Source organism: Mesorhizobium sp. M0894 (assembly GCF_040319725.1).
Lineage (GTDB): Bacteria > Pseudomonadota > Alphaproteobacteria > Rhizobiales > Rhizobiaceae > Mesorhizobium.
On record NZ_JAMYOG010000003.1, the window covers coordinates 93,044 to 115,338 of the forward strand.

The 22,295-nt window shown below is 62.5% G+C and carries 28 protein-coding genes; 14 read left to right on the forward strand and 14 right to left on the reverse strand.

Annotated features, from left to right (window positions below; translation table 11 throughout):
- Nucleotides 1-25 precede the first annotated feature (25 nt).
- Nucleotides 26-937: an RNA polymerase sigma factor RpoH gene (gene rpoH / locus NKH91_RS06690; RefSeq protein ID WP_023720954.1), complete on the forward strand. Its 912-nt coding sequence runs from the start codon at nt 26-28 to the stop codon at nt 935-937.
- Between the two features lie 347 nt (nt 938-1,284).
- Nucleotides 1,285-1,800, forward strand: coding sequence for a hypothetical protein (locus NKH91_RS06695; protein WP_352847191.1), 516 nt, complete (start codon nt 1,285-1,287; stop codon nt 1,798-1,800).
- A gap of 171 nt (nt 1,801-1,971) precedes the next feature.
- Here the strand turns inward: NKH91_RS06695 and NKH91_RS06700 are convergent, their stop codons facing one another.
- From NKH91_RS06700 to NKH91_RS06715, 4 genes are all read right to left on the reverse strand, one after another.
- Nucleotides 1,972-2,844, reverse strand: coding sequence for an MBL fold metallo-hydrolase (locus NKH91_RS06700; RefSeq protein WP_352847189.1), 873 nt, complete (start codon nt 2,842-2,844; stop codon nt 1,972-1,974).
- A gap of 152 nt (nt 2,845-2,996) precedes the next feature.
- Nucleotides 2,997-3,656 (reverse strand): peroxiredoxin, encoded by a 660-nt coding sequence (locus NKH91_RS06705; RefSeq protein WP_023720958.1) that lies wholly within the window; start codon nt 3,654-3,656, stop codon nt 2,997-2,999.
- Between the two features lie 174 nt (nt 3,657-3,830).
- A complete protein-coding gene (locus NKH91_RS06710; RefSeq protein WP_023720959.1) occupies nt 3,831-4,196 on the reverse strand; it encodes a cell division protein ZapA in 366 nt (121 codons plus the stop codon).
- 4 nt (nt 4,197-4,200) lie between these two features.
- Complete coding sequence (locus NKH91_RS06715; protein ID WP_006200774.1) at nt 4,201-4,473, reverse strand: DUF4164 domain-containing protein; 273 nt, start codon at nt 4,471-4,473, stop codon at nt 4,201-4,203.
- 260 nt (nt 4,474-4,733) lie between these two features.
- Between NKH91_RS06715 and tkt the strand changes: the two genes are divergently transcribed.
- From tkt to NKH91_RS06730, 3 genes are all read left to right on the forward strand, one after another.
- Nucleotides 4,734-6,725, forward strand: a complete 1,992-nt coding sequence (tkt, locus tag NKH91_RS06720) for a transketolase (protein ID WP_352847187.1) — start codon at nt 4,734-4,736, stop codon at nt 6,723-6,725.
- A gap of 158 nt (nt 6,726-6,883) precedes the next feature.
- Nucleotides 6,884-7,894, forward strand: coding sequence for a type I glyceraldehyde-3-phosphate dehydrogenase (gap, locus tag NKH91_RS06725; RefSeq protein WP_023720961.1), 1,011 nt, complete (start codon nt 6,884-6,886; stop codon nt 7,892-7,894).
- A 218-nt stretch (nt 7,895-8,112) separates the two neighbouring features.
- Nucleotides 8,113-10,002, forward strand: a complete 1,890-nt coding sequence (locus NKH91_RS06730) for a potassium/proton antiporter (RefSeq protein WP_023720962.1) — start codon at nt 8,113-8,115, stop codon at nt 10,000-10,002.
- 178 nt (nt 10,003-10,180) lie between these two features.
- Here the strand turns inward: NKH91_RS06730 and NKH91_RS06735 are convergent, their stop codons facing one another.
- Nucleotides 10,181-11,098, reverse strand: coding sequence for a polyprenyl synthetase family protein (locus tag NKH91_RS06735; RefSeq protein ID WP_352640176.1), 918 nt, complete (start codon nt 11,096-11,098; stop codon nt 10,181-10,183).
- Between the two features lie 79 nt (nt 11,099-11,177).
- On the opposite strand from NKH91_RS06735, the gene NKH91_RS06740 reads away from it, so the two are divergent.
- From NKH91_RS06740 to NKH91_RS06750, 3 genes are all read left to right on the forward strand, one after another.
- Nucleotides 11,178-11,936, forward strand: coding sequence for a transglycosylase domain-containing protein (locus tag NKH91_RS06740; protein WP_031194544.1), 759 nt, complete (start codon nt 11,178-11,180; stop codon nt 11,934-11,936).
- Nucleotides 11,937-12,075: 139 nt separating this feature from the next.
- Nucleotides 12,076-12,258 (forward strand): 50S ribosomal protein L32, encoded by a 183-nt coding sequence (gene rpmF, locus NKH91_RS06745; protein ID WP_006203806.1) that lies wholly within the window; start codon nt 12,076-12,078, stop codon nt 12,256-12,258.
- A 198-nt stretch (nt 12,259-12,456) separates the two neighbouring features.
- On the forward strand, nt 12,457-12,858 hold the full coding sequence (locus NKH91_RS06750; RefSeq protein ID WP_023720966.1) for a hypothetical protein: 402 nt from the start codon (nt 12,457-12,459) through the stop codon (nt 12,856-12,858).
- A 10-nt stretch (nt 12,859-12,868) separates the two neighbouring features.
- Here the strand turns inward: NKH91_RS06750 and NKH91_RS06755 are convergent, their stop codons facing one another.
- The 3 genes from NKH91_RS06755 to NKH91_RS06765 form a co-directional block, all read right to left on the reverse strand.
- On the reverse strand, nt 12,869-13,300 hold the full coding sequence (locus tag NKH91_RS06755; protein WP_352847184.1) for a GlcG/HbpS family heme-binding protein: 432 nt from the start codon (nt 13,298-13,300) through the stop codon (nt 12,869-12,871).
- A 100-nt stretch (nt 13,301-13,400) separates the two neighbouring features.
- Complete coding sequence (locus NKH91_RS06760; RefSeq protein WP_023720968.1) at nt 13,401-13,631, reverse strand: hypothetical protein; 231 nt, start codon at nt 13,629-13,631, stop codon at nt 13,401-13,403.
- A 76-nt stretch (nt 13,632-13,707) separates the two neighbouring features.
- Nucleotides 13,708-14,232, reverse strand: coding sequence for a winged helix-turn-helix transcriptional regulator (locus tag NKH91_RS06765; protein WP_352640174.1), 525 nt, complete (start codon nt 14,230-14,232; stop codon nt 13,708-13,710).
- 97 nt (nt 14,233-14,329) lie between these two features.
- Between NKH91_RS06765 and NKH91_RS06770 the strand changes: the two genes are divergently transcribed.
- Together NKH91_RS06770 and NKH91_RS06775 are read left to right on the forward strand one after the other, a co-directional pair.
- Entirely contained in the window at nt 14,330-15,196 is an 867-nt protein-coding gene (locus tag NKH91_RS06770; protein WP_352847180.1) for an alpha/beta fold hydrolase, read from the forward strand.
- A gap of 61 nt (nt 15,197-15,257) precedes the next feature.
- Nucleotides 15,258-15,914, forward strand: coding sequence for a glutathione S-transferase family protein (locus NKH91_RS06775; RefSeq protein WP_352847178.1), 657 nt, complete (start codon nt 15,258-15,260; stop codon nt 15,912-15,914).
- A gap of 146 nt (nt 15,915-16,060) precedes the next feature.
- Here the strand turns inward: NKH91_RS06775 and NKH91_RS06780 are convergent, their stop codons facing one another.
- The 3 genes from NKH91_RS06780 to NKH91_RS06790 all read right to left on the reverse strand — a co-directional run bounded on the left by NKH91_RS06780 (nt 16,061) and on the right by NKH91_RS06790 (nt 17,917).
- On the reverse strand, nt 16,061-16,348 hold the full coding sequence (locus tag NKH91_RS06780) for an ArsR/SmtB family transcription factor (RefSeq protein WP_023720972.1): 288 nt from the start codon (nt 16,346-16,348) through the stop codon (nt 16,061-16,063).
- 31 nt (nt 16,349-16,379) lie between these two features.
- Nucleotides 16,380-17,627, reverse strand: a complete 1,248-nt coding sequence (locus NKH91_RS06785) for an MFS transporter (RefSeq protein WP_352480880.1) — start codon at nt 17,625-17,627, stop codon at nt 16,380-16,382.
- 95 nt (nt 17,628-17,722) lie between these two features.
- On the reverse strand, nt 17,723-17,917 hold the full coding sequence (locus tag NKH91_RS06790) for a DUF1192 domain-containing protein (RefSeq protein WP_023720974.1): 195 nt from the start codon (nt 17,915-17,917) through the stop codon (nt 17,723-17,725).
- Between the two features lie 124 nt (nt 17,918-18,041).
- Here NKH91_RS06790 and NKH91_RS06795 point away from each other — a divergent pair, with 124 nt between their 5' ends.
- The 3 genes from NKH91_RS06795 (at nt 18,042) to NKH91_RS06805 (ending at nt 20,376) form a co-directional block, all read left to right on the forward strand.
- Nucleotides 18,042-19,052: an NAD(P)H-quinone oxidoreductase gene (locus NKH91_RS06795; protein WP_352847175.1), complete on the forward strand. Its 1,011-nt coding sequence runs from the start codon at nt 18,042-18,044 to the stop codon at nt 19,050-19,052.
- 132 nt (nt 19,053-19,184) lie between these two features.
- Nucleotides 19,185-19,325 (forward strand): DUF1127 domain-containing protein, encoded by a 141-nt coding sequence (locus NKH91_RS06800; RefSeq protein WP_023720976.1) that lies wholly within the window; start codon nt 19,185-19,187, stop codon nt 19,323-19,325.
- A gap of 355 nt (nt 19,326-19,680) precedes the next feature.
- Nucleotides 19,681-20,376 (forward strand): DUF1013 domain-containing protein, encoded by a 696-nt coding sequence (locus tag NKH91_RS06805; protein WP_352847172.1) that lies wholly within the window; start codon nt 19,681-19,683, stop codon nt 20,374-20,376.
- Nucleotides 20,377-20,436: 60 nt separating this feature from the next.
- On the opposite strand, the gene NKH91_RS06810 is transcribed toward NKH91_RS06805, so the two are convergent.
- The 3 genes from NKH91_RS06810 to NKH91_RS06820 form a co-directional block, all read right to left on the reverse strand.
- Nucleotides 20,437-21,156, reverse strand: a complete 720-nt coding sequence (locus tag NKH91_RS06810) for a helix-turn-helix transcriptional regulator (protein WP_023678491.1) — start codon at nt 21,154-21,156, stop codon at nt 20,437-20,439.
- 18 nt (nt 21,157-21,174) lie between these two features.
- Nucleotides 21,175-21,582, reverse strand: coding sequence for a hypothetical protein (locus tag NKH91_RS06815; protein ID WP_352815082.1), 408 nt, complete (start codon nt 21,580-21,582; stop codon nt 21,175-21,177).
- Nucleotides 21,583-21,723: 141 nt separating this feature from the next.
- Complete coding sequence (locus tag NKH91_RS06820; RefSeq protein ID WP_023720979.1) at nt 21,724-21,891, reverse strand: hypothetical protein; 168 nt, start codon at nt 21,889-21,891, stop codon at nt 21,724-21,726.
- 203 nt (nt 21,892-22,094) lie between these two features.
- Here NKH91_RS06820 and NKH91_RS06825 point away from each other — a divergent pair, with 203 nt between their 5' ends.
- On the forward strand, nt 22,095-22,256 hold the full coding sequence (locus tag NKH91_RS06825) for a hypothetical protein (protein ID WP_352847169.1): 162 nt from the start codon (nt 22,095-22,097) through the stop codon (nt 22,254-22,256).
- Nucleotides 22,257-22,295: the final 39 nt, after the last annotated feature.

Below are 22,295 nucleotides of genomic sequence, written 5' to 3' on the forward strand. Positions count from 1 at the left end.
ACTCCAATAGAGAGGGGGCGCTATAATGGCCCAGTCACTACCCAGTATCGTTTCCGGCGAAGGCGGCCTCAGCCGCTACCTGGAAGAAATCCGCCGTTTTCCGATGCTTCAGCCGCAGGAAGAGTACATGCTCGCCAAGCGCTACGCCGAGCATGAGGACACCACGGCTGCGCACAAGCTCGTCACCAGCCACCTTCGGCTCGTCGCCAAGATCGCCATGGGCTATCGCGGCTACGGCCTGCCGATCGGCGAGGTGATCTCGGAAGGCAATGTCGGCCTGATGCAGGCCGTCAAGAAATTCGAACCGGAGCGCGGCTTCCGTCTCGCCACCTATGCGATGTGGTGGATCAAGGCCTCGATCCAGGAATACATCCTGCGCTCGTGGAGCCTGGTCAAGATGGGCACCACCGCCAACCAGAAGCGCCTGTTCTTCAACCTGCGCAAGGTGAAGGGCAAGATCCAGGCGCTCGACGAAGGCGATTTGAAGCCCGACCAGATCACCGAGATCGCCACCCGGCTGAACGTCTCGGAAGCGGAAGTCGTGTCGATGAACCGTCGTCTGTCGGGCGACGCCTCGCTCAATGCGCCCATCCGGGCAAGCGAAGGCGAATCCGGCGAATGGCAGGACTGGCTGGTTGACGACCACGAAAGCCAGGAAGAGATGCTGATCGAGCAGGACGAGCTGGAAAACCGGCGCGGCATGCTGTCGGGCGCTCTTGCCGTGCTCAACGACCGCGAACGCCGCATCTTCGAGGCGCGCCGCCTCGCCGATGAGCCGTTGACGCTGGAAGAGCTGTCGGCCGAGTTCGATATCAGCCGCGAGCGCGTGCGCCAGATCGAGGTGCGCGCATTCGAGAAGGTGCAGGACGCGGTCAAGGCCGCGGCCAAGCGCCAGATGCAGGCGCTTCGCACCATCGAGGCGCAGCCGGCGGCGTAAAGCCTCCCGATAGAAACAAATAACGGCGGCGCCACGTAACTGGCGCCGCCTGTATTTTAGAGGGTTGCCAGTTCCGCGGCGCCTTCGCGGATGTCCGATCCACTGCCACAAACTGCTCAGTAGCCTCGCCATCGTGTCCGCAGACGATCTCATCGATAGCGGCATTACCGCAATTTTCCCCAAGCCCTGGAAACCGCAACGCTGCAAGCTGTGGCGGCAATGTTCCGGCGCCGACACGGGCTTCCGTTGCAAAATTCCACAAGGCGGCGCTTGCGGCAGGCGGGCGACAACGGGCCGCCGGGCCGCGCCGGGCAGTTGAACTCGTCTGTTCGGAAACGAAAGGCAGTATGACGATGACGATTTCTCCGTTTCTGACCGCTCTCGGATCCGAAGGTCCCCCAGCCGACCGAGCGAAAGACATGGACCTGTATGGATGGCTAATTGGAAGCTGGGAAATGGACACGGTCCACTACCTCGATGACGGGACAATCCAGAAATGGAATGGAGAATGCCATTTTGGCTGGGTGCTCGAAGGCCGCGCGGTTCAGGACGTTTGGATCAGGCCCAAGCGCCCTGCTCCGTCCGCGATGTATGGCACAACCTTGCGCATCTTCGACCCTGGGATCGATGGCTGGCATATCATATGGAACGACCCGCTCAACCGGGATCACTCGCGCCAGATCGGCCGGGCCGAGGGTAAGGACATTGTCCAGCTCGGCAATGACTCGCGCGGTCTGAAAACTCGATGGCGTTTCACTGAGATCACTGCCAACAGCTTCCATTGGATCGGCGAGGAAAGATCTTCCCAGAGCGATCCTTGGCAAATCACGTATGAACATTTAGCCCGCCGAACAAAACCCTGACGCTGGACTAAACACTTAGCTGGCGTCTGCGCCGCTCCTCATCCGGCTGCCGCCACCGTCTTCCCGCATGGACCTCTCGGATTCAAACATCGCAAAAATCGAATCTGGATCAATAACTTGGATGACCATCGCAGAGTTTGAATGGCATTGTAGTGCCAACGACCCATCTCCTCAGAGGCAATCGAGCGGAAATTTCAGATAGCGCCGCCCGTTGGATTCCGGTTCCGGCAGGCGTCCGCCATTCATATTGACCTGCAGCGCGTGCAGGATCAGCCGCGGCATCGGCAACGTCCTGTCGCGGGCTTGGCGGAGCGCGACGAAGTCGGCTTCCGTCTTGCAGCCGGCAACATGGATGTTGCCGGCTTTCTGTTCCGCGACCGTGCTTTCCCAGCGCGCTTCGCGGTCACCCGGCTGGTAGTCGTGACCGACGAACAGACGTGTCTCGTCCGGCAGTGCCAGGATGTCCTCGATCGAACGCCAGAGCCGCTCGGCGCTGCCGCCGGGAAAGTCTGCCCTTGCGGTGCCGCTGTCCGGCATGAACAGCGTGTCGTGGATGAAGGCGGCGTCGCCGATGACGTAAGTAATCGAGGCCAGGGTGTGGCCCGGCGAAAACAGCACTCTTGCCGGAAGGCCGCCGACCGAAAAAGTCGCGCCGTCGGCGAACAGCCTGTCCCATTGCGAACCGTCGGCGGGGAATTCCGGCCAGTTGTAGATCACCTTCCACAATTTCTGGACGTCGATGATCCTCTCGCCGATTGCCGTCGGCGCTCCGGTTCTCCCCCTCAGATAATGGACGGCGGACAAATGGTCGGCATGCGGATGCGTGTCGAGGATCCACTCGACCTCCAGCCCGCTTTCCCTGACGAAGTCGAGCAAGGCGTCGGCGTTTTTCGTTGCCGTTGCACCGGACCTTTCGTCGAAGTCGAGCACCGGATCGATAATGGCGCATTTGCGGGTCGCCATGTCGGCGACCACATACTGGACGGACCCGCTCGGCTTGTCATAGAAGCCGGTGACCTGCGACCTGGCCGATAATGCGTCCAATCCCAGCCCCCTTGATCTCTCACCGTGGCAGGAATGATTTTCTCAGCCACGGCAAATGAAAGGCATGGTTGTCCGTCAACCAGGCGTCGTCAAGCACCCCGTGCTCACACGGCTAGGAAAACCAAAAATTTCTCCGTGCCGCCTCTGCTTGCTCAGGCGGAAGGCTGCTTGGTTTTCCTGAGATATGGCAGGATTGTCTCGTAGGCGCCGAAGCGCTTGATGGCATCCTCATTCGAGACAGCAGCGGTGATGATGACGTCCTCGCCCTGCTTCCAGTTCGCCGGCGTCGCCACCTGGTGCTTGGCGGTCAGTTGCATGGAATCGATGGCGCGCAGGATTTCGTCGAAGTTGCGGCCCGTCGTCATCGGATAGGTGAGGACCAGCTTGATCTTCTTGTCGGGCCCGATGACGTAGACCGAACGCACCGTGGCATTGTCGGCGGGCGTGCGGCCCTCCGAGCTCTCGCCGGCACCCGCCGGCAGCATCTCGTAAAGCTTGGCGACCTTGAGATCCTTGTCGCCGATCAGCGGGTAATTCACCGAATGGCCGGTCGCCGTCTTGATGTCGTTCTGCCACTTTCCATGGCTTTCGACGGGATCGACCGAGATGCCGATGATCTTAACGTTGCGCTTCCTGAACTCGCCTTCGAGCCCGGCCATCGTGCCGAGTTCGGTTGTGCAAACCGGCGTAAAGTTCTTCGGATGGCTGAACAATACCGCCCAGCCGTCGCCGATCCATTCATGGAAGCTGATCGGTCCTTGCGTGGTCTCAGCGGTGAAGTCCGGCGCGATATCGTTGATGCGGAGGCTCATGACATGTCCCTACCTTGTGAGTGCAGATCGCAGCCGGCGTTGACCGGCGCTGCTTTTGCCTTTCTACCACTCCGGCGTCATCCTTCAAACGGCTGTTGCGCCGGCATCGAGGCCGGCGGCGAAATATTTTCATTGCTTCTCGGCAAATGCAGCAGGAATTTTCGCTGCGCTGGCTCAGGCCTTGCTCACTGCTAACGTCGTCGTCAGGTCTTCCATGCGCTGGGCCAACGCGCCGAGCGCCCCGGTCAGCACGGAATCGTTCTTGTCGGCCTTGGTCAGTGCGTCGTCGCGCGTCTTGCGCAGCGTCAGCACTTCGCTTTCCATGCCCTTGACCCGCTTTTGCAGTTCTGAAAGCTCGTCCATGACCATGATGCCGGCCATCACGGTCAGCCTCTGGTCGCCGATCTCGCCAAAAGAATCCTTCAGATGCGAGACATAGCGGTCGAAGCGCTCGGCAAGATCGATCAGATGCTCTTCCTGGCCCTCGTCGCAGGCCATCCGATACTGCTTGCCGTCGATGGAAACCGTGACTTGTGCCATTGGCCTACCTGTCCAGTACCGCGCGGATGGTCTCCATGGCTGTCACCAGCCTTCGCGACACTTCCTTGTTGGCATCTTCCAGCCGTTCGGCGCGGGCCTCGGAATTGTCGAGTTCCTGCGCCAGCCGCGAGCGGTCGGCGTTCATCCGCTGCACTTCGGCCTCGGCTTCCGAATAGTCCCGCTCGTGCTCGAGCTTGGCCGCGACGGCGTTTTCCAGCCCTTCGATGGCCTTACCCAGCCTGGCAATGACTTCCTTGAGGGTCGTTTCCCCGGTCATGGCTTTCGTCCTGCGCCCTGCCCATCACCGAATCATCCACGTTCAGAACGCGTTATCCCTGAAACATTACGCGCCGTGTGAACCGCACGTCAATAAAGCGATCGCGACTGTCCCCTGCTAACGCTAATGTAAGTGGTGCATGGCCATCACAAGACCGGCAAAAGCACACCGATTTGTTGACTAAAAGGCCGCGCCTGCTATGTGTCGCGCACCCTTTTCAAGGGCTTTCCCAAGGCCCAAACCCCCATTTTGGAGGAAGCATGACCTCGCGCGAACAACATGACCGGATGGCCAATGCGATCCGTTTTCTCGCCATGGACGCCGTCGAGAAGGCAAACTCCGGCCACCCCGGGCTGCCCATGGGCTGTGCCGACATCGCCACCGTGCTGTTCACCCGCTTTCTCAAATACGATCCGAAGAACCCGCATTGGCCGGATCGCGACCGCTTTATCCTGTCGGCCGGCCACGGCTCGATGCTGCTTTACTCGCTGCTCTATCTGACCGGCTACGAAGACATCACCATCGACCAGATCAAGCAGTTCCGCCAATTGGGGTCGAGGACCGCGGGCCACCCGGAATACGGCCATGCCGCCGGCATCGAGACGACGACGGGCCCACTCGGCCAGGGCCTTGCCAATTCGGTCGGTTTCGCGCTCGGCGAGCGCATCATGAATGCCGCTTTCGGCAACGATCTCGTCGACCACTACACCTATGTGCTGGCCGGTGACGGCTGCCTGATGGAAGGCGTGTCCCAGGAAGCCATCGCGCTTGCCGGACATCTGAAGCTGAACAAGCTGATCGTCTTCTGGGACAACAACAACATCTCAATCGACGGCCCGGTGTCGCTGGCCGACAACACCGATCAGGTCGCCCGCTTCCAGGCGTCCGGCTGGAACGCCAGCCATATCGACGGCCAGGACCCGGAAGCGATCGCCTATGCCATTGAAGCGGCCCGCCACTCCGACAAGCCGACGATGATTGCCTGCAAGACGACGATCGGCTTCGGCGCGCCGACCAAGGCCGGTACCAACAAGGCGCATGGCTCGCCGCTCGGCGCCGAGGAAATCGCCGGCGCCAGAAAATTCTTCGGCTGGGATTATCCGCCGTTCGAGGTTCCGGCCGATATCCTCGACGCATGGCGTACCGCCGGCCGGGCCGGCGTCAAGGCGCGCACCGACTGGGAAAGCCGCCTTGCCAAGGCCGACACCAAATTGCGCGGCGAATTCGAACGCCGCATCGGTGGCACGCTGCCGGCCAACTTCGATGCTGTCATTGGCGATTACAAGAAGAAGCTCGCCGCCGACAAGCCGAAGGTCGCCACCCGCAAATCGTCGGAAATGGCGCTGGAGGTCATCAACGGCGCCGTGCCCGAAACCATCGGCGGCTCGGCCGATTTGACCGGCTCCAACAACACCAAGACCAGCCAGACCAAGAACATCACTGCCGACGATTACGGCCAGCGCTATGTCCACTACGGCATTCGCGAGCACGGCATGGCGGCCGCGCTCAACGGGCTGACGCTGCATGGCGGCATTATCGCCTATGGCGGCACCTTCATGTGCTTTTCCGATTATGCCCGTCCGGCGATGCGGCTTGCCTCGTTGATGGGCATCCGCTCGATCTTCGTCATGACCCATGATTCCATCGGCCTTGGCGAAGACGGCCCGACCCATCAGCCGGTCGAGCATCTGGCAGCACTTCGCGCCATCCCGAACCACAATGTCTTCCGCCCGGCCGACGCGGTGGAAACCGCGGAATGCTGGCAGCTGGCCATTGAATCGGAAAAGACGCCTTCGACTTTGGCGCTGACCCGGCAGAACCTGCCGACGGTACGCAACGACTTCGTTGCGGAAAACCTCTCCAGCCGCGGCGCCTATGAACTTGCCGCCGCAAGTGGCGAGGCGGCGGTGACAATCTTCGCTTCGGGCTCCGAGGTCGAGATCGCCCTGGCCGCGCGCGAGGCGCTGGAAAAGCACGGCCATGCTACCCGCGTCGTCTCGGTGCCGTGCTTCGAATTGTTCGACAAGCAGAGCGCCGACTATCGCAGCAGGATGATCGGCAATGCGCCGCTCAAGATTGCCATCGAAGCCGGCATCCGTCAGGGCTGGGATTATTTCATCGGCACCGAAGGCATCTTTATCGGTATGACCGGCTTCGGCGCCTCCGGCACGATCGAACAGCTCTATCCGCATTTCGGCATCACCGCCGAAGCAACGGTGAAGGCGGCGGAAGCCCGTCTGCACGGCAAATGAAATTAAGCCCCGATCCGCAAAGGCTGGCATAGCGGTTTTGCCGGCCGGCGGAGCACTAATCGATTTAAATCCGAGCCTCGGCGGCTGGATTCTTTGCCCGTCCGCCGTTATGAAGCTGCGGACTTGATCTTCGGCCCCCAACTCCCAGGGAGAGAACAATGACCGTCAGAGTTGCCATCAATGGATTCGGCCGCATCGGCCGCAACATCCTGCGCGCCATCCACGAATCCGGCCGCAAGGATATCGACGTCGTCGCCGTCAACGATCTCGGCCCGGTCGAGACCAACGCGCATCTGCTGCGCTTCGACAGCGTGCATGGCCGCTTTCCGCATGAGGTGACGGTTGACGGCGATCAGATCATCGTCGGCAAGGAAAAATTCAAGGTCACCGCGATCAAGGATCCGACGCAACTGCCGTGGAAGGAACTCGGCATCGACATCGCGCTCGAATGCACCGGCATCTTCACCGCCCGCGACAAGGCCGCCGCCCATCTGACCGCCGGTGCCAAGCGCGTTCTCGTCTCCGCTCCGGCGGAGGGGGCCGACCTCACCGTCGTCTATGGCATCAATCACGACAAGCTGACCAAGGACCACATCGTCATCTCGAACGCCTCCTGCACCACCAACTGCTTGGCGCCGCTGGCGGCCGTGCTGAATGAGGCCGTCGGCATCGAGAAGGGCATGATGACGACGATCCACTCCTATACTGGCGACCAGCCGACGCTGGACACCATGCACAAGGACCTCTACCGCGCCCGCGCCGCCGCGCTTTCGCAGATTCCGACCTCGACCGGTGCCGCCAAGGCCATCGGCCTGGTACTGCCCGAGCTCAAGGGCAAGCTCGACGGCATCTCCATCCGCGTGCCGACCCCGAACGTCTCGCTGGTCGATTTCAAGTTCATCGCCAAGCGGTCGACCACCGTCCAGGAAATCAACGACGCGGTAATCGCGGCTTCGAACGGCAAGCTGAAGGACATCCTTGCCGTCACTCGTCATCCCAATGTTTCTATCGACTTCAACCACGATCCGCACTCCTCGATCGTGGCGCTCGACCAGACCAAGGTCATGGACGGCAATTTCGTTTCGGTGCTGGCCTGGTACGACAATGAGTGGGGCTTCTCCAACCGCATGGGCGACACCGCTGTCGCCTTCGGCAAGACCATCGCCTGATCGCAGAACCATCTTCTCGACTTGGACAACGCCCGGCTCAGTCCGGGCGTTTTTCGTTGCAGCACGCCCCCCCGAGGCAGCCTCCGCTGCTCGGAGGTGCCAAAACATTCGACTATCGGCAGCGTAGGGCGAAAAGCCGCGCTGCTGCCTTGCAGCGGCCATGTCTTCGCCCCACTCTCCCGTGATGCCGGAGCATATCGACTAGGGGCGACCAACGAATGGAGCATGGTATCTATCTGGTGACGCTCGTTGGCGCAGCACTTGTCGTTGCCGCCGCGTTTTCGAGCCTGATCGCCTTCCGTTTCGGCGCCCCCCTCCTGCTGCTGTTTCTCTGCATCGGCCTTGCCACCGGAACCGACGGTCTCGGAATCCATTTCGACAATGCCCGATTTGCCTATTTTGCCGGCTCATTGGCGCTGGCGGTGATCCTTTTCGATTCCGGCTTCGGCACGCCGCTCAATGCCTTGCGGCAGGCGGCCGGGCCGGCGCTGTCGCTGGCGACCTTCGGCGTCCTTTTGACCACTGGCCTGTTCGGCGCCGCCGCCTATTATTTGCTCGACCTGACATGGCTGGAATCCTTCCTGCTCGGTGCCGCCGTCGCCTCGACCGACGCCGCGGCGGTGTTCTTCCTGCTGCGCGCCGGCGAGATCAATTTGCGCGAGCGCGTGCGTTCGACGCTCGAGGTGGAATCCGGCACCAATGACCCGATCGCCATCTTCCTGACCATCACGCTGGTCGAGGTCATCGCCGCCAACACCCACCCCGAGGCCAAGGTGCTGGTTACCGATCTTGCCGTCGGTTTCCTTGTCAACATGGGGCTCGGTGCGGTCATCGGTATTCTCGGCGGCATGGCCATCGTGCGCCTTGTCGATCGCCTCAATCTAGATCACGGCCTGCTGCCGATCTTCGTGCTGACGCTGTCGCTGATGGTGTTTGCCGCCGCCGGCGCCGTCGGCGGCTCCGGCTTCCTGGCGGTCTATCTCGCGGGCCTGATCGCCGGCAATTCCGATATCCGGGCTGTCACCATCCTCAAGCGCTTTCAGGACGGCATGTCGTGGTTGGCGCAGATCATCATGTTCCTGATCCTCGGCCTGTTCGCGACGCCTTCGCAATTTCCGGCGATCCTGGTGCCGGCGGTGCTGCTCGGACTGTTCCTGATATTTGTCGCACGGCCAGTCGCCGTCTGGCTATGCCTGGTGCCGTTCCGTCTGCCACGCCCGGAAGTCGCCTTTGTCTCATGGGTTGGCCTGCGTGGCGCCGTGTCGATCCTGCTTGCTATCACGCCGCTGCTCGGCGGTCTTGAGAACGGCCGCCTCATCTTCAACACCGCCTTCATCATCGTGCTGGTCTCTCTGGTCATCCAGGGATGGACCGTCGGGCCGCTGGCGCGCCGCCTCGGCCTTATCGTGCCGGCCCGCCTGGGACCGCTCGACAAGGTCGAATTGGAACTGCCGGGCTCCGCCCATCATGAGCTTCTTGCCTACCGCGTGGCACCCGGCAGCCCGGTGGCGCGCGGCGAACGCATTCCGCGCTGGGCGCGGCCGTCGCTTGTGCTGCGAGACGGACGCTCGATGCGCTTCCAGGATATGGGCCGGCTGGCGGCCGGCGATCATGTCTACATCTTCGTGCCGGACCGCTATCCGCGCCTGCTCGACAAGCTGTTCGCCAGCCGTGCCGTGGTCGATCCCGAGGATGCGGATTTCTTCGGCGCCTTTGCCGTCGATCCGTCACGCTCCGCCGAGGAACTGGAGACCGCCTACGCGCCGGGCCTGACCGAAGCGGAACGCAAGCTCACCATTGGCGATCTGGTCACGGCGCGGCTCGGCGGCCACGCCGAATATGCCGACCGCGTGCTGCTCGGTCCGATCGAGCTGATCGTCCGCGACGTCGACGACAAGGGCAGGATCACCGGCCTTGGCCTATCCTTCGAGCCGACCGCGCCGGTGGCACGCGTTCCGGTGTTCCTCAGCGCCGGCGAAATCCGCGACCGTATCGCCGCCTTTATCCGCAACCGGCGCAAGCCGGCCGAAGCGCGAGCGGTCGAGGCGGTGGCCGAAATGGAACCGGTTCCGCAGCCCGTGGTGGAAAAGACAACTGGCGAAGGCTGACCGCGTCGACCCGAGCCGCGGAGCCCTGCCGCGAGGCTGAAGAATGGTTCGGCAACTGGCGTGGCGAGTCCATGTGGTCCGACATCGCCGGAAATCATCCCGATCGGCCGGCTGCGAGGGCATCTGGCCGAACAGTCGCCAATCCTCCGTGGCTGTACGGTGCGCCATAGGGGGCAGCTTAATTGTTGCGGGCCGCAACGAACTGCGCCGCTTGTTTCAGAAGCGCGGCTTGTTCGCCATAGGGCTCGAGCAGCGCATGAGCTTGGTCGACGAGGCCATGGAGCTGGTCCCGCGCCCAGTCCGGTCCGTGCAGCGCGACCAGCGTCGCCTTGCCGGCCGCGGCATCCTTGCCGGTTGCCTTGCCCATCTGATGCGCGTCGGCGGTCAGGTCGAGCAGATCGTCGGCAAGCTGAAAGGCAAGCCCGATCGCCGAGCCGAATTCGGCCAGCCTTTCGCGGTCGCGCGACGGCGCGCCGGCAAGGATGGCGCCCGCTTCGCAGGCAAAGCGGATCAGCGCACCGGTTTTCATCGCCTGAAGCCGGATGATGCCAGCCTCGTCCGGCCGGCTTTGTTCGGCCTCGAGATCGAGCATCTGGCCGCCGACCATGCTGCCGGCCCCTGCGGCGCGGGCCAGCGCCAGCACCAGCGCTGCCCTGCGCTCGGCCGGCAGCATTGTCGCCTCGTCGGCAAGGATGTCGAAGGCAAGCGTCAGCAAGGCGTCGCCGGCAAGAATGGCGGTCGCTTCATCGAAAGCCCTGTGCACGGTCGGCTGGCCACGGCGCAAATCATCATCGTCCATGGCCGGCAGATCGTCATGGATGAGCGAATAGCAGTGCACGCATTCGAGCGCCGCCGCGACGCGCAGCGCCGGCTCGACGTCGGCTGAAAACAGTGCAGAACTTTCCATGACCAGGAAGGGGCGCAGTCGTTTGCCGCCGTTCAGCACGCCATGTCGCATCGCGGCCATCAGGCGTTCCGGCCGCGCGATCTCGCCTGAAAGCGTGCGCCCGTCGAGCAACCGCCTCAGCAGCGCCTCGAGTGGAACTGCCCGGGCAATAAGTGCAGCCTCGAACGCCATTTGGTCGTCTTTCGTCATGGTCGGGAGCGGTAGCCGACACTCAGACGTTGCGCAAGAAGCCAAGCGCCATTATGCCGGGGGCAGGGAGTAGCGCGGATTGGGTGGCTTGGCGGAACCGATCGTCGATCACGAAACCGAAGGGTTGGACATGGCGAGACCGAGACGCGGCAGCCGCATCGGTCTTCAACGCTGGGTCCGGCGCGGCATCGCTGTCGCCATCGTGCTGGCGCTGATGCCGGTGGTGCTGACCTTTCTGTACCTGCCGTCATTCGTGCACCCGGTTTCGACATTGATGCTGAAGGACCTGGCGACGTTTTCCGGCTACGATCGGCGCTGGGTTTCTATCGACGATGTGGCGCCGGTGCTGGCATATTCGGTCATCATGTCGGAGGACGGGCAGTTCTGTTTCCATCGCGGCGTCGATCTAGGCGAGTTGCGCGGCGTCGTCGACGATGCGCTCGCCGGCGAGATGACGCGTGGCGCCTCGACCATCACCATGCAGACGGTAAAGAACCTTTATCTATGGTCGCGGCCGTTGGGCTCGGTCCGTAAGGTCGTCGAACTGCCGCTGGCCGTCTATTTCGATGCGGTGCTGTCGAAACGGCGGATCATGGAGATCTACCTCAACATCGCCGAATGGGGACCGGGCATCTACGGCATCGAGGCCGCCGCCCAACATCATTTCGGCGTCTCGGCAAAACAGCTGTCGCGCCGACAGGCAGCGCTGCTTGCCGTCACCTTGCCGAACCCGATCGTGCGCAATCCGGCGAAGCCCGGGCCGGGACTGAGGCGGCTTGCCGCGTTGATCGAACGGCGCGCGGGCCGCGCCGGCGCCTATGTCGGCTGCCTGCGATAGTGTCAAAAAAAAACACCGCGACGCTGGCCAAAACGCCATCGAGCGTGTATAGGCAGCCGACTTTCTCAGATTCCGGCCCCTGACGTGGCCCTTTCACGAGGGCCGCCGGGGCGTTTTGACCATGTAGTGGAGCATATCCATGGCCGTTCCGAAACGAAAAACCTCTCCGTCGAAGCGCGGCATGCGCCGTTCCGCCGACGCACTGAAGGCCCCGACCTATGTCGAGGACAAGAACTCCGGCGAGATGCGCCGTCCGCACCATATCGACCTGAAGACCGGCATGTATCGCGGTCGCCAGGTGCTGGAGCCGAAGGAAAGCTGAGACAGCTTTCGACGGTTTATTATTGCAAAAGACCGGCCACTGGCCGGTCTTTTTGCGTTCGTCGACAACTGATCATACCGACCGGGGCTGACATTGTTGTTTCACGCCGTCTTTGTCCGTGTTTATGGGCCGCACGAAAATTCTTGACGGCGAACGCCGGGCGCACTCTACAAAGATCAGTCCAACCGGAGCCGCCACATGTTCGGTGCCATTCCGCTGCTGATCGTGCCTTTCATTCTCTACAATCTCGGGCTTCTGGGAATATTCGGCAGCGGCGACGACCCGTGGGCGACCGAAATGTTTTCGGTCCGGATGATGTCGGGCGGGGTGTTCTCGATGACCCTCGGCGATCTCATCGTGCTGATCGCATTGATCTTCTTGTTCGTCGAAGTGGTGAAGTCGACGCGAACGACAAATGCCTCGATCATGGACCACCTTTTGTCGACCTTCGTCTTTGTGGCCTATCTGGTCGAATTCCTGCTGGTGAAGGGCGCCGCCCATTCCGTTTTCTTCACACTGATGGTCATAGCACTGATCGACGTGCTGGCCGGCTTTTCGGTGTCGATGCGGTCGGCCAGCCGCGACATCAACATGAATTAAGGATTCCGGCTCAGCCCGGGTCGGCGGTGAAGCCAGCCGCCTCGATGCCAGCGATGGCTGCCGTTTCATCATTGTCCGACGTATCGCCGGAAATGCCGACGGCTCCGATGATCGTGCCAGCCTTATCGCGGATCAGCACGCCGCCGACGACCGGCAGGACGCGTCCGCCCGACACGTCGGAGACGCCGGCTATCAGATGCGGGCGCTCCTTGGCGAAAGCCTCCACCCGGCGCGAGCCCATGCCGATAGCGAGCGCGCCATAGGCCTTGCCGGCCGACATTTGCGGACGCAGGAACGAGGCGCCGTCCTGACGCTGGAACGAGACCAGATGCGCGCCGGCATCGAGCACCGAGACGCCAAGCGGCCTGAGCTTGAGCTCGGCACCCTTGGCAAAGGCGGCGGCGATGATCTCAAGGGCTTTGTAGAGCGTCAGTGCGGTCATGGCCGCCTCCTAAACGCGCCAGTTATCAACCGGCAGAACAGATCGCGGTGAAAACTGTTCCGCGTACGAAACGAAGCAATGCGATCCAAGGAGCGCCGGCTTATTTCTTCTTGGCGCGGGACTTCTTCACCGGCGCCGGAGGCGCATTGGCCAGGTCTTCCGCTTCCTTGGCGAGGCGCAGCGCCCGCAGCTTGTTGGTTTTGGCCTGGCGAGCGTCGCTCTCGGCGACATATTCCGCCATGGCCTTCTGGCGCACCGTGGCTGCCTCTTCCTGTTTCTTGAAACGCAAATCGGCCCGCGCACGGGCAGTGTCCTTAGAGTTCTCGACCAAGAGCGTTATCCAATCCGGTAAATTATCTTCAGTCCCTTGATAGCAGAGCCAGCCCGCAATTGGGAAAATAAGTTGGTCATGGCGCCGGATCGCACCCGACTCGCTCCGCATTGCGGGCGATCACCGCATCGTATGCGGCCTGCAAGGTCGCGCGCACGGTGGGTCCAGATGGGGCGGGAGACGCACCTAGATGCTCGTGGCGCAACTCGTTCATGAACTTATCCCACATCGGCGGGCCGCCTTTTTCCAGAAGCTCGGCACGGATAGAGAGCTCTTCGCTGACCGGGAGCCAGACGCGGCCCCAGGCGCCGAGATGCGCCAGGATCGGCACCAGCGTAATAGCCATTTCGGTCAGGCTGTAGATCGCCTTCTGCTTGTGGGAGGGATCGTCCGCCTTGGTCAGCATGCCGAGCTCCATCAGCCGTTTCAGCCGGTCGGCGAGGATGTTGGAGGCGATGCCCTCCATCGAGCCATTGAGCAGCTCGCGAAAGTGGCGTCTGCCGCCGAAGATGATGTCGCGAAGGATGATCAGGCTCCACCGATCGCCGAACACTTCGAGCGACAGATTGATCGGACATCCGGACCGGCGATCGATGTTCATGCGAATCTCCAAAAACCGGTTGCATTATCGTATCGGTTTTAATATCGTGCAACCGATTGCAAATTGCAATCAGATTCGCGACCCGAGGAGGAAAGCCATGAGAAACGCCGAACACCCCGAAATCGTATCCCAGACGTTCGGCGATCCGGCGCATCCGGCGGTATTGTTGATCATGGGCGCCATGGCTTCCATGCTCTGGTGGCCGGAAGCGTTTTGCCGGAAGCTGGCCGGCGAGGGTCGCTTCGTGGTCCGCTATGACAATCGCGATACCGGCCGTTCGACGAAATACGCGCCGGGCGAGCCGCCTTATACATTCGACGACATGGCGGACGATGCCATCCGCGTCCTTGACGACCAGGGAATCCGAAAGGCGCACGTGGTCGGCATGTCGATGGGCGGCGTGATTGCGCAGCTCGTTGCGTTGAAATACCCGTCGCGTGTCACTTCGCTTACGGTGATCAGCAGCTCGCCCTTGGGCATTGATACGTCGCATCTGCCCGGAACCACCGAGGCCTACAGGAAACATTCGGACGAAGGCGCGAAGGTCGACTGGTCTGACCGTGGCCAGGCGGTCGATTTCATCGTCAAGGACGCGTATGCGCTCACCGGCACCGCACGCTCATTCGACGAGCAGCGCACGCGGGCTTTCGTCGAACAGGATTACGACCGGTCCGGCGGCTTTCTAAGCGCCACCAATCATTTCATGCTCAAGAGCGGCGAAGATGGGAGCGGCGAAGATCGGAGCGGCCAGGACTGGACGGGGCGGCTGCACGAGATGAAGATCCCGCTCCTCGTTATCCACGGCACCGACGATCCGATCTTTCCAGTCGAGCATGGCGCCGCTCTTGCCGACGCGGTCGCCGGCGCAAGGCTGGTCCGGATCGAGGGCGGCGGCCACGAGCTGCATCCCGACCACTGGGCCGCGATCATCGATGCCATCGTCACCCACAGCCAAGCCAAATAGTACCAAGCCTGACCTCAACACCGAATTTCCGCGAGACGAACCACCCAAGGAACGACAACCAATGTCCCTGACTATGCATCTTCATCCCTTGGCCTCCTTCTGCTGGAAGCCGCTGATCGCGCTCTATGAGAACGGCACGCCATTCACATCCGTCGTCGTCGATCTCGGCAATGAACAGTCGCGCGCGGCGTTTCTGAAATTGTGGCCGCTCGGCAAGATGCCGGTGCTGCGCGACGATGCGCTGGACCGGACCGTGCCGGAATCGTCGATCGTCATCGAATATCTCAACGCGTATTATCCTGGGCCGGTCGAACTGATCCCTGCCGATCTCGACCTCGCCCGACAGGCCCGGCTTGCCGACCGTTTCTATGACTTCTACGTCCAGGAACCGATGCAGAAGATCGTCGGCGACCGGCTGCGGCCGGAAGGCAAGACCGATCCGTTCGGCGTCGAGCAGGCGCGCGCCCAGCTGCGCAGCTCCTACGCCGTCATCGAACAGGACATGCAGTCGAGGACATGGGCGGTGGGCGGGAGCTTCACCATGGCCGACTGCGCCGCCGCCCCCGCGCTGTTCTACGCTAACAAGGTCGAGCCGTTCGGCGACAAATATCCTGCGGTGAGGCGCTATCACGACCGGCTGCTGCGGCGCCCGTCGGTCGCCCGTGTGATCGAGGAAGCGCAGCCCTATTTCAAGCTCTTCCCCTACAACAACGGCTAGAGAGTGGTTCATCGTTTCACGGAAACGCCGAACCGCTCTATCCCTTTGTTTTTGCGCAATTCCGGACGGAAAACCGTTTCACACTTTTCCTGGAATTGCTCCAGGCCCGAGGCTGCACGAGCTGCCCGACGCGCGGACGACGCCTCTCAGCTTCCGGGTGAACCGAGCTGCTCTGCATCCCAGAACTGGTCGAGCCAGATGTTGAGCTTTAGGAAGCCGGCATTGCTGACCGTATAGACGCGCCTGGTGCCTTCCGGCTTGGCGTTGACCAGCCCGGCATCAAGCAGCACCTTCAGATGCTGCGAAACGGCCGGGCGGGACACCGGCAAGCCAGAGGCCAGTTCGTTGACGGTCTTCGGTCCGCGCCGGAGCTCTTCCAAGAGATAGCGCCGGTTGGGATCGGCAATCGCCATGAAGGCGTCGGAAAGCATCATGCCTTATTTGTGGGGCAAAGCGTCTCGAATCTCAACCGTCGGTTTCAGCTTTTCTGCGTGGGTCGAGCCGCAACGCTTCCGGCGTCACCGAGCGGTCGGCCGGCTGGGTCTTGAAGGCATCGCGGCCTTCGATTGGCACCGGCGCGCGACGGCTGATGCGCAGCAGCGTATAGGCGGCCAGGCAGAGATGCGCCAGCGCAGTAGCCAGGAACAGCCCCTCGGGACGCATCCAGCCCATCAGGCCGGCGGCCAGCAGCGGGCCGATCATCGTGCCGAAGCCATAAAGCAGCAGCAGGCCACCCGACACTTTGACGAAGTCTTCCGATCGGGCATGGTCGTTGGCATGCGCCACCGCGATCGAATAGAGCGTGTAGGCGAAGGCGCCGTAGGCGGCGGTGCAGACGATGACGAAGACGCCGGAGCGCGGTTCGAACAGGAAGATGGCGATGGCGAACAGCGCAGCGCCGAAAGCCGCGCCCGCCAGCACGAAACGACGGTCCGTCGTGTCGGAGAGCCGCCCGGCCGGAAGCTGCATGGCGGCGCCGGCGATGACCACCAGGCTCATCATGAGCGCGATCTCGGCCGTCGAGATGCCGATGCGAGCTCCATAAACGGCACCAAGCGTGCCCCAGGCGCCGTTGGCGATGCCGATCAGCACGCAGGCGATCGCCGACACCGGCGAATTGACGTAGAGCCCTTTGACGTCAAGCGACACGTCCTGCAGCGGCTTGGGGTGCGACGCCGTCGAGACCGCCGTCGGGATCAGCGATAGGCAAAACAGAATGCCGGTGATCATGAATAGCGACGCCGATTTCACATCGCCGCCGGCAACGATCATCTGACCGCCCATGATCGAGGCATAGGTGACCATCATGTAGAGGCCGAAGACGGTGCCGCGGTTTTCGTTGGTGGCCTTCTCGTTCAGCCAGCTTTCGATGACCATGAAAGCACCGGCCATGGTGAAGCCGGTGAAGGCGCGCAGCAGGATCCAGGTATATTCATCAATGATCAGGCCGGTGAGCAGTGCGACGATCGCTCCCGATGCGGCAAAGGCGCCGAAAGCCCTGACATGACCGGCGCGGCGCACGATGCGTGGCGCAAAGAAGCAGCCGGTGACGAAGCCGCCGGCCCAAGCCGTGCCCATCAGGCCGAGCGATGCGGTCGAGAAGCCCTCCACCTGGCCGCGCAGCGGCAACAGCAGCCCGTGCAGCCCGGATGCCGCCAGCAGGAACGCGGTGCCGCGCAGCAGCGAGAGGATCGGTCTGTAGCTTGCGAACATTGTTCAATCCGGCTGGGGTTCGGGGCACAGGTCTGGAGACAGCGGCATTCGGGCTTTTCGGCGGCGTGCCCGAGCTTTTGGAATTGCCCGCAGTACTATCCGCGGCGAAACAGCGCCTCTGCCGCCGACTTGGTGGAGCCCTTGGTCATGAGCTCGGCTTCCAGCCGGGCGATCTCGCCGCGCAGGATGCCGATCCGCTCGGACAATTCATCGACAGAAAGCAGCGACAGATCCTGCCCGATCTCGTGCGGGCGCGCTTTCTTCTTGGGTTCGTCGTCGAAGACCGCCATCGTCGCTCCTCCGTGATTGCCCATTTGCCTGATTTGCCAATGAGCATACATAGGGCGGGGGTATGGATGCAAATGGCCGGCAACAGCTGGCGCTAGAAACCGGCGAAACACGACGGGAAAATTCATGGCGAACGCACAGAAAATTCCGACCAGGATGATGGCGATCGCCATCTCGGAGCCGGGCGGGCCGCGGGTGCTGAAACCGGAAACCCGCGACGTGCCGGTACCCGGCCCTGGCGAGATCCTGATCCGGGTGCGTGCCGCCGGCGTCAACCGGCCCGACGTGCAGCAGCGCAAGGGCGCCTATCCGCCGCCGCCGGGTGCGTCGGATCTGCCGGGCCTGGAAGCGGCGGGCGAAGTCGCCGCCCTCGGCGACGAGATATCGCGCTGGCGCGTCGGCGACCGGGTCTGCGCGCTGACGGCGGGCGGCGGCTATGCCGAATATGTCAAGGTTCATGCCGGCAGCGTGCTGCCGCTGCCAGCCGGCTTTACCTACACCGAAGCGGCGGCGCTGCCGGAAAACTACTTCACTGTTTGGCACAATGTCTTCGAGCGCGGCGGCCTGAAGAGCGGCGAGACGCTGCTCGTGCATGGCGGCTCATCGGGTATCGGAACGACGGCGATCCAGCTTGCTGCCGCTTTCGGCGCTTATGTCGTCACCACCGCCGGCAGCAAGGAGAAATGCGACGCCTGCCTCAAGCTCGGCGCCGACCGGGCGGTCAACTACCGCGAGGAGGACTTCGTCGCCGCGGTCAAGGAGGCAACCGGCGGCAAGGGCGCCAACGTCATCCTCGACATGGTCGGCGGCGATTATGTCGCGCGAAACTACGAGGCTGCGTCCGTGGAGGGCCGCATCGTCCAGATCGCGACGCAGGGCGGAGCGGTGGCGAGCGCCGATTTCTTCAAAATCATGGCCAAGCGGCTCGTGCACACGGGTTCGCTGCTCAGGCCACGCACGGTGGACTTCAAGGCGGCAGTCGCGGCTGCGCTGGAGGCGCAGGTTTGGCCGCTGCTCGGCACGCGCAAGGTTGCACCGGTGATGGACACGATCTTCCCGCTCAAGGAAGCCTGGCGGGCGCATGAGCGGATGGAGGAGGGTGAGCACATTGGCAAGATTGTGCTCGATGTCGCCTGACGGCCGGTAAACAGGCTGAACGAAGGCTTAATGGTGCAATGCAACAAACGCATTGCCGCCATGCAAAAGCGTCTGTTCAATTTTTCATCGCCGATGCCTATTTACGCGGCATCGAAACGATGGAGGACTACCATGAACCCGATCCGCGCTTTCCGTAACTGGCGCATGTATAACGAAACCGTGCGCGAACTGAACCGGCTGAACGCTCGTCAGCTCAATGATCTCGGCATCAACCGCGGCGACATAGAGAGAATCGCCCGCCAAGGGCTTTGATCTCGAGCACGATCCTGTCCGAAGACCGGGGCGCTGCTTTTCCGCAACGCCGAGCCGCGGTTCGGGATCAAGCCTTAGAAGCCAGAGCCGTAGCAGACGGATTTCCGTCGTCGGTTCCGAGCCCGCCCGACCTTGGTCTGGCGGGCTTTGTCTTTTTGAAGCTTTCGACTGCATGGCTTCATGTGCCGACCCTTCGCGGTCTGCTGGTCGCGCCGCCATGCCGTCCTTGACGCGCGCCTGCCAAAAACATTGCGAAATGGCGAGTGAGCAGTTATATAGACCGCGATTTTCCCATTTTGGTGGCTGTAAACCACCGCCCGCGCGGGAACGCGGGCGAACGAGAAGGATTTTTGTAATGGCCAATACGCTGCTGATGCCAAAAGCGACCGCCGTCTGGCTGGTTGACAACACAGCGCTTTCCTTCGAGCAGATCGCGCAGTTCTGCGGACTGCATCCGCTTGAGGTCAAGGCGGTCGCCGACGGCGAATCTGCGCAAGGCATCAAGGGTATGGACCCGATCATGACCGGCCAGCTCACTCGCGACGAGATCGCGCGCGCCGAGAAGGACCCGAACCACCGGCTGAAGCTCTCCGACCCCAAGGTGCGGGTGCCGGAATCCAAGCGCAAGGGTCCGCGCTACACTCCGCTGTCCAAGCGCCAGGACCGGCCCAACGCCATCCTCTGGCTGGTGCGCAACCATCCCGAGCTCAAGGATGCGCAGATTTCCCGCCTTGTCGGCACGACGAAGTCGACGATCGACCAGATCCGCGACAGAAAACACTGGAACTCCGCCAATCTCCAGCCGATGGATCCAGTGACGCTCGGCCTGACGTCGCAGATCGACCTCGACATGGAAATCAACCGCGCCTCGCGCGGCCGCGAGCAGGCGCAGCCGGTCGGCGATACGCTGCTGCCGGCCGCCTTGACCGAACGGCTGGTGCCGGCGCCGGAAAAGCCGAAGGACGAGGACCGCGAACTCGACGCCAACGCCGTCTTCGCCAAGCTTTCGGCGCTGAAGTCGAAGGACAAGGATACGGACGAAGAGGAATAGAGGTCTCGCATCCGAAACAAAAAGCCCGCTTTCAAGCGGGCTTTTTTGCGATCTTCCGTGTCAGCTTCGCGCCGCCCGGTCCGGTGCCATGCCGTAGTCCTCGCTGCGTTCCACCGCGCGGTAGAAATCGGCGAGCTGCTTGCCGCGCTCCGGCTTGAAGGTGCGGCCGGCGATGACCACCGAGGCGATGCGGTCGATGCGGAAGGCGCGGAAATCGCCGCGCATCTCGCACCAGGCGACCAAGGTCCACACCTTGCCCCAGAACCACAGGCCGAGCGGGCGGATGTCGCGTGCGGTGCTGCGGCCGGCCTCATCCGAATAGTCGATGGTCAGCACCTGACGTTTCTCGATGGACCGCTCAATCAGGTCGATGGCTTCGCGGGCGGCGTCGCTTACCACCCACATCGGCGTGTGGATCTCGGTGCGGGCGATGCGGTCCTTTTCGGCATCGGGCAGCACGGCGCCGATCTTGACCAGCGCCTCGTCGGCGGCTCGCGCCATGGCCGCGCCGCCAAAGGCGCGCACCATGCGGGCGCCCGCGACCAGCGCGACGATCTCGTCACGCGTGAACATCAGCGGCGGAAGGTCGAAACCCTCCCTCATCATGTAGCCGACACCGGCCTCGCCGTCGATCGGCACGCCGGTCGACTGCAGGTCGGCGATGTCGCGATAGATGGTCCGCTCGGAAACCTCGAGCCACGTGCCCAGCTTCTGGGCGGTGACCAGACGGCCACCGCGCAGGTGCTGCACGATCTGGAAGAGCCTGTCGGCGCGGCGCATCGTATGGTCCCTCGGCGTCTATTGCTCCAGCCCTTCGCGCTTGCGCTGCGCGGCGACGGAGGCCGCGCCGAAGGACAGTTTCCTCGTTGTCGGCGTGCTTGCGTCGAGCACCCGCCAGAACGGCGCAATGTCGCCCAGCGCCATGCCACGCTCAAGATCCTCGTTGGCGGCCTCGGCGACGGTACGCAGATGATAGCCGATGGTGACCGGACATGTCACCTCGGCACTGTGCTCGATGGCGAGCGCCATGCGCAAAGCCCGGATATCCATGTCCATGCCTTCGGGGATGGCGCGGATGAATGCATCGACCTGGCGAGCTGTAGGAACCAGCATCGGCTGGCCTTCGACGACATCAGCGATGGTGCGTGGCGACGGTGTTATGCCGTTGATGCCAGGCGTGTTCAGCCTGTCGGTCCAGCTTTTCATCGATCGTCCTCTCGGCCGTCCGTCTCTGACGGCCATCCCACTATGGCACGAGCCTCCTGACACCATACTGTCAGGAGGCTTCAGCATGCCTGTTTAAGCTCATCGCCGGGCCGCATCCAAACGCCGGGCAGAAAGATTGCCTCAGTTGCCGCCATTGTGGCGGTCGCCATACATGTCCGGCCAGCCAATATCCTTGCGGATGTCCGCCGGCAGGGTGTTCATGAAACGCTGGGTGCGGATCTCATTGCGCATCGTCCGGATCTTGCCGACATAGTGCTGCACGCTACGCAGAATGGTAAAACCGTTCATGGCTGGTCTCCTCTCTTTCGATGCAGGCACTATCGCACACCCCTACTGACAGCAGTCTGTCAGGAGGGTGCGGCTCTCATGACCGGCGTTCCAATTTGTCCACCGAAGTGATCGAACAGTACTGAAAAGAGGCGTGCCGCGGTGGAAAGACCGCGATCGCGGAGCCGCTTTGACAGCCAGCCGCGATGCTGATCAAAGGCTGCATGTCGAAACTTCTCGCGCTCGTCATCATCGCCATGATGGTCATCCAGCTCATCAAGCCGCTCGGCTGGCCGGGGCTGAAGCGGCGCAGCGATTTCTGGAAGCTGGCGCTGTTGGCTATGGCCGCGATTTCGATTACGGTGGTGCTCGGACACTGGACGTAATGCATGTCGCGCAAAAGTGTGCAGCGGTTTTGCGCCAAC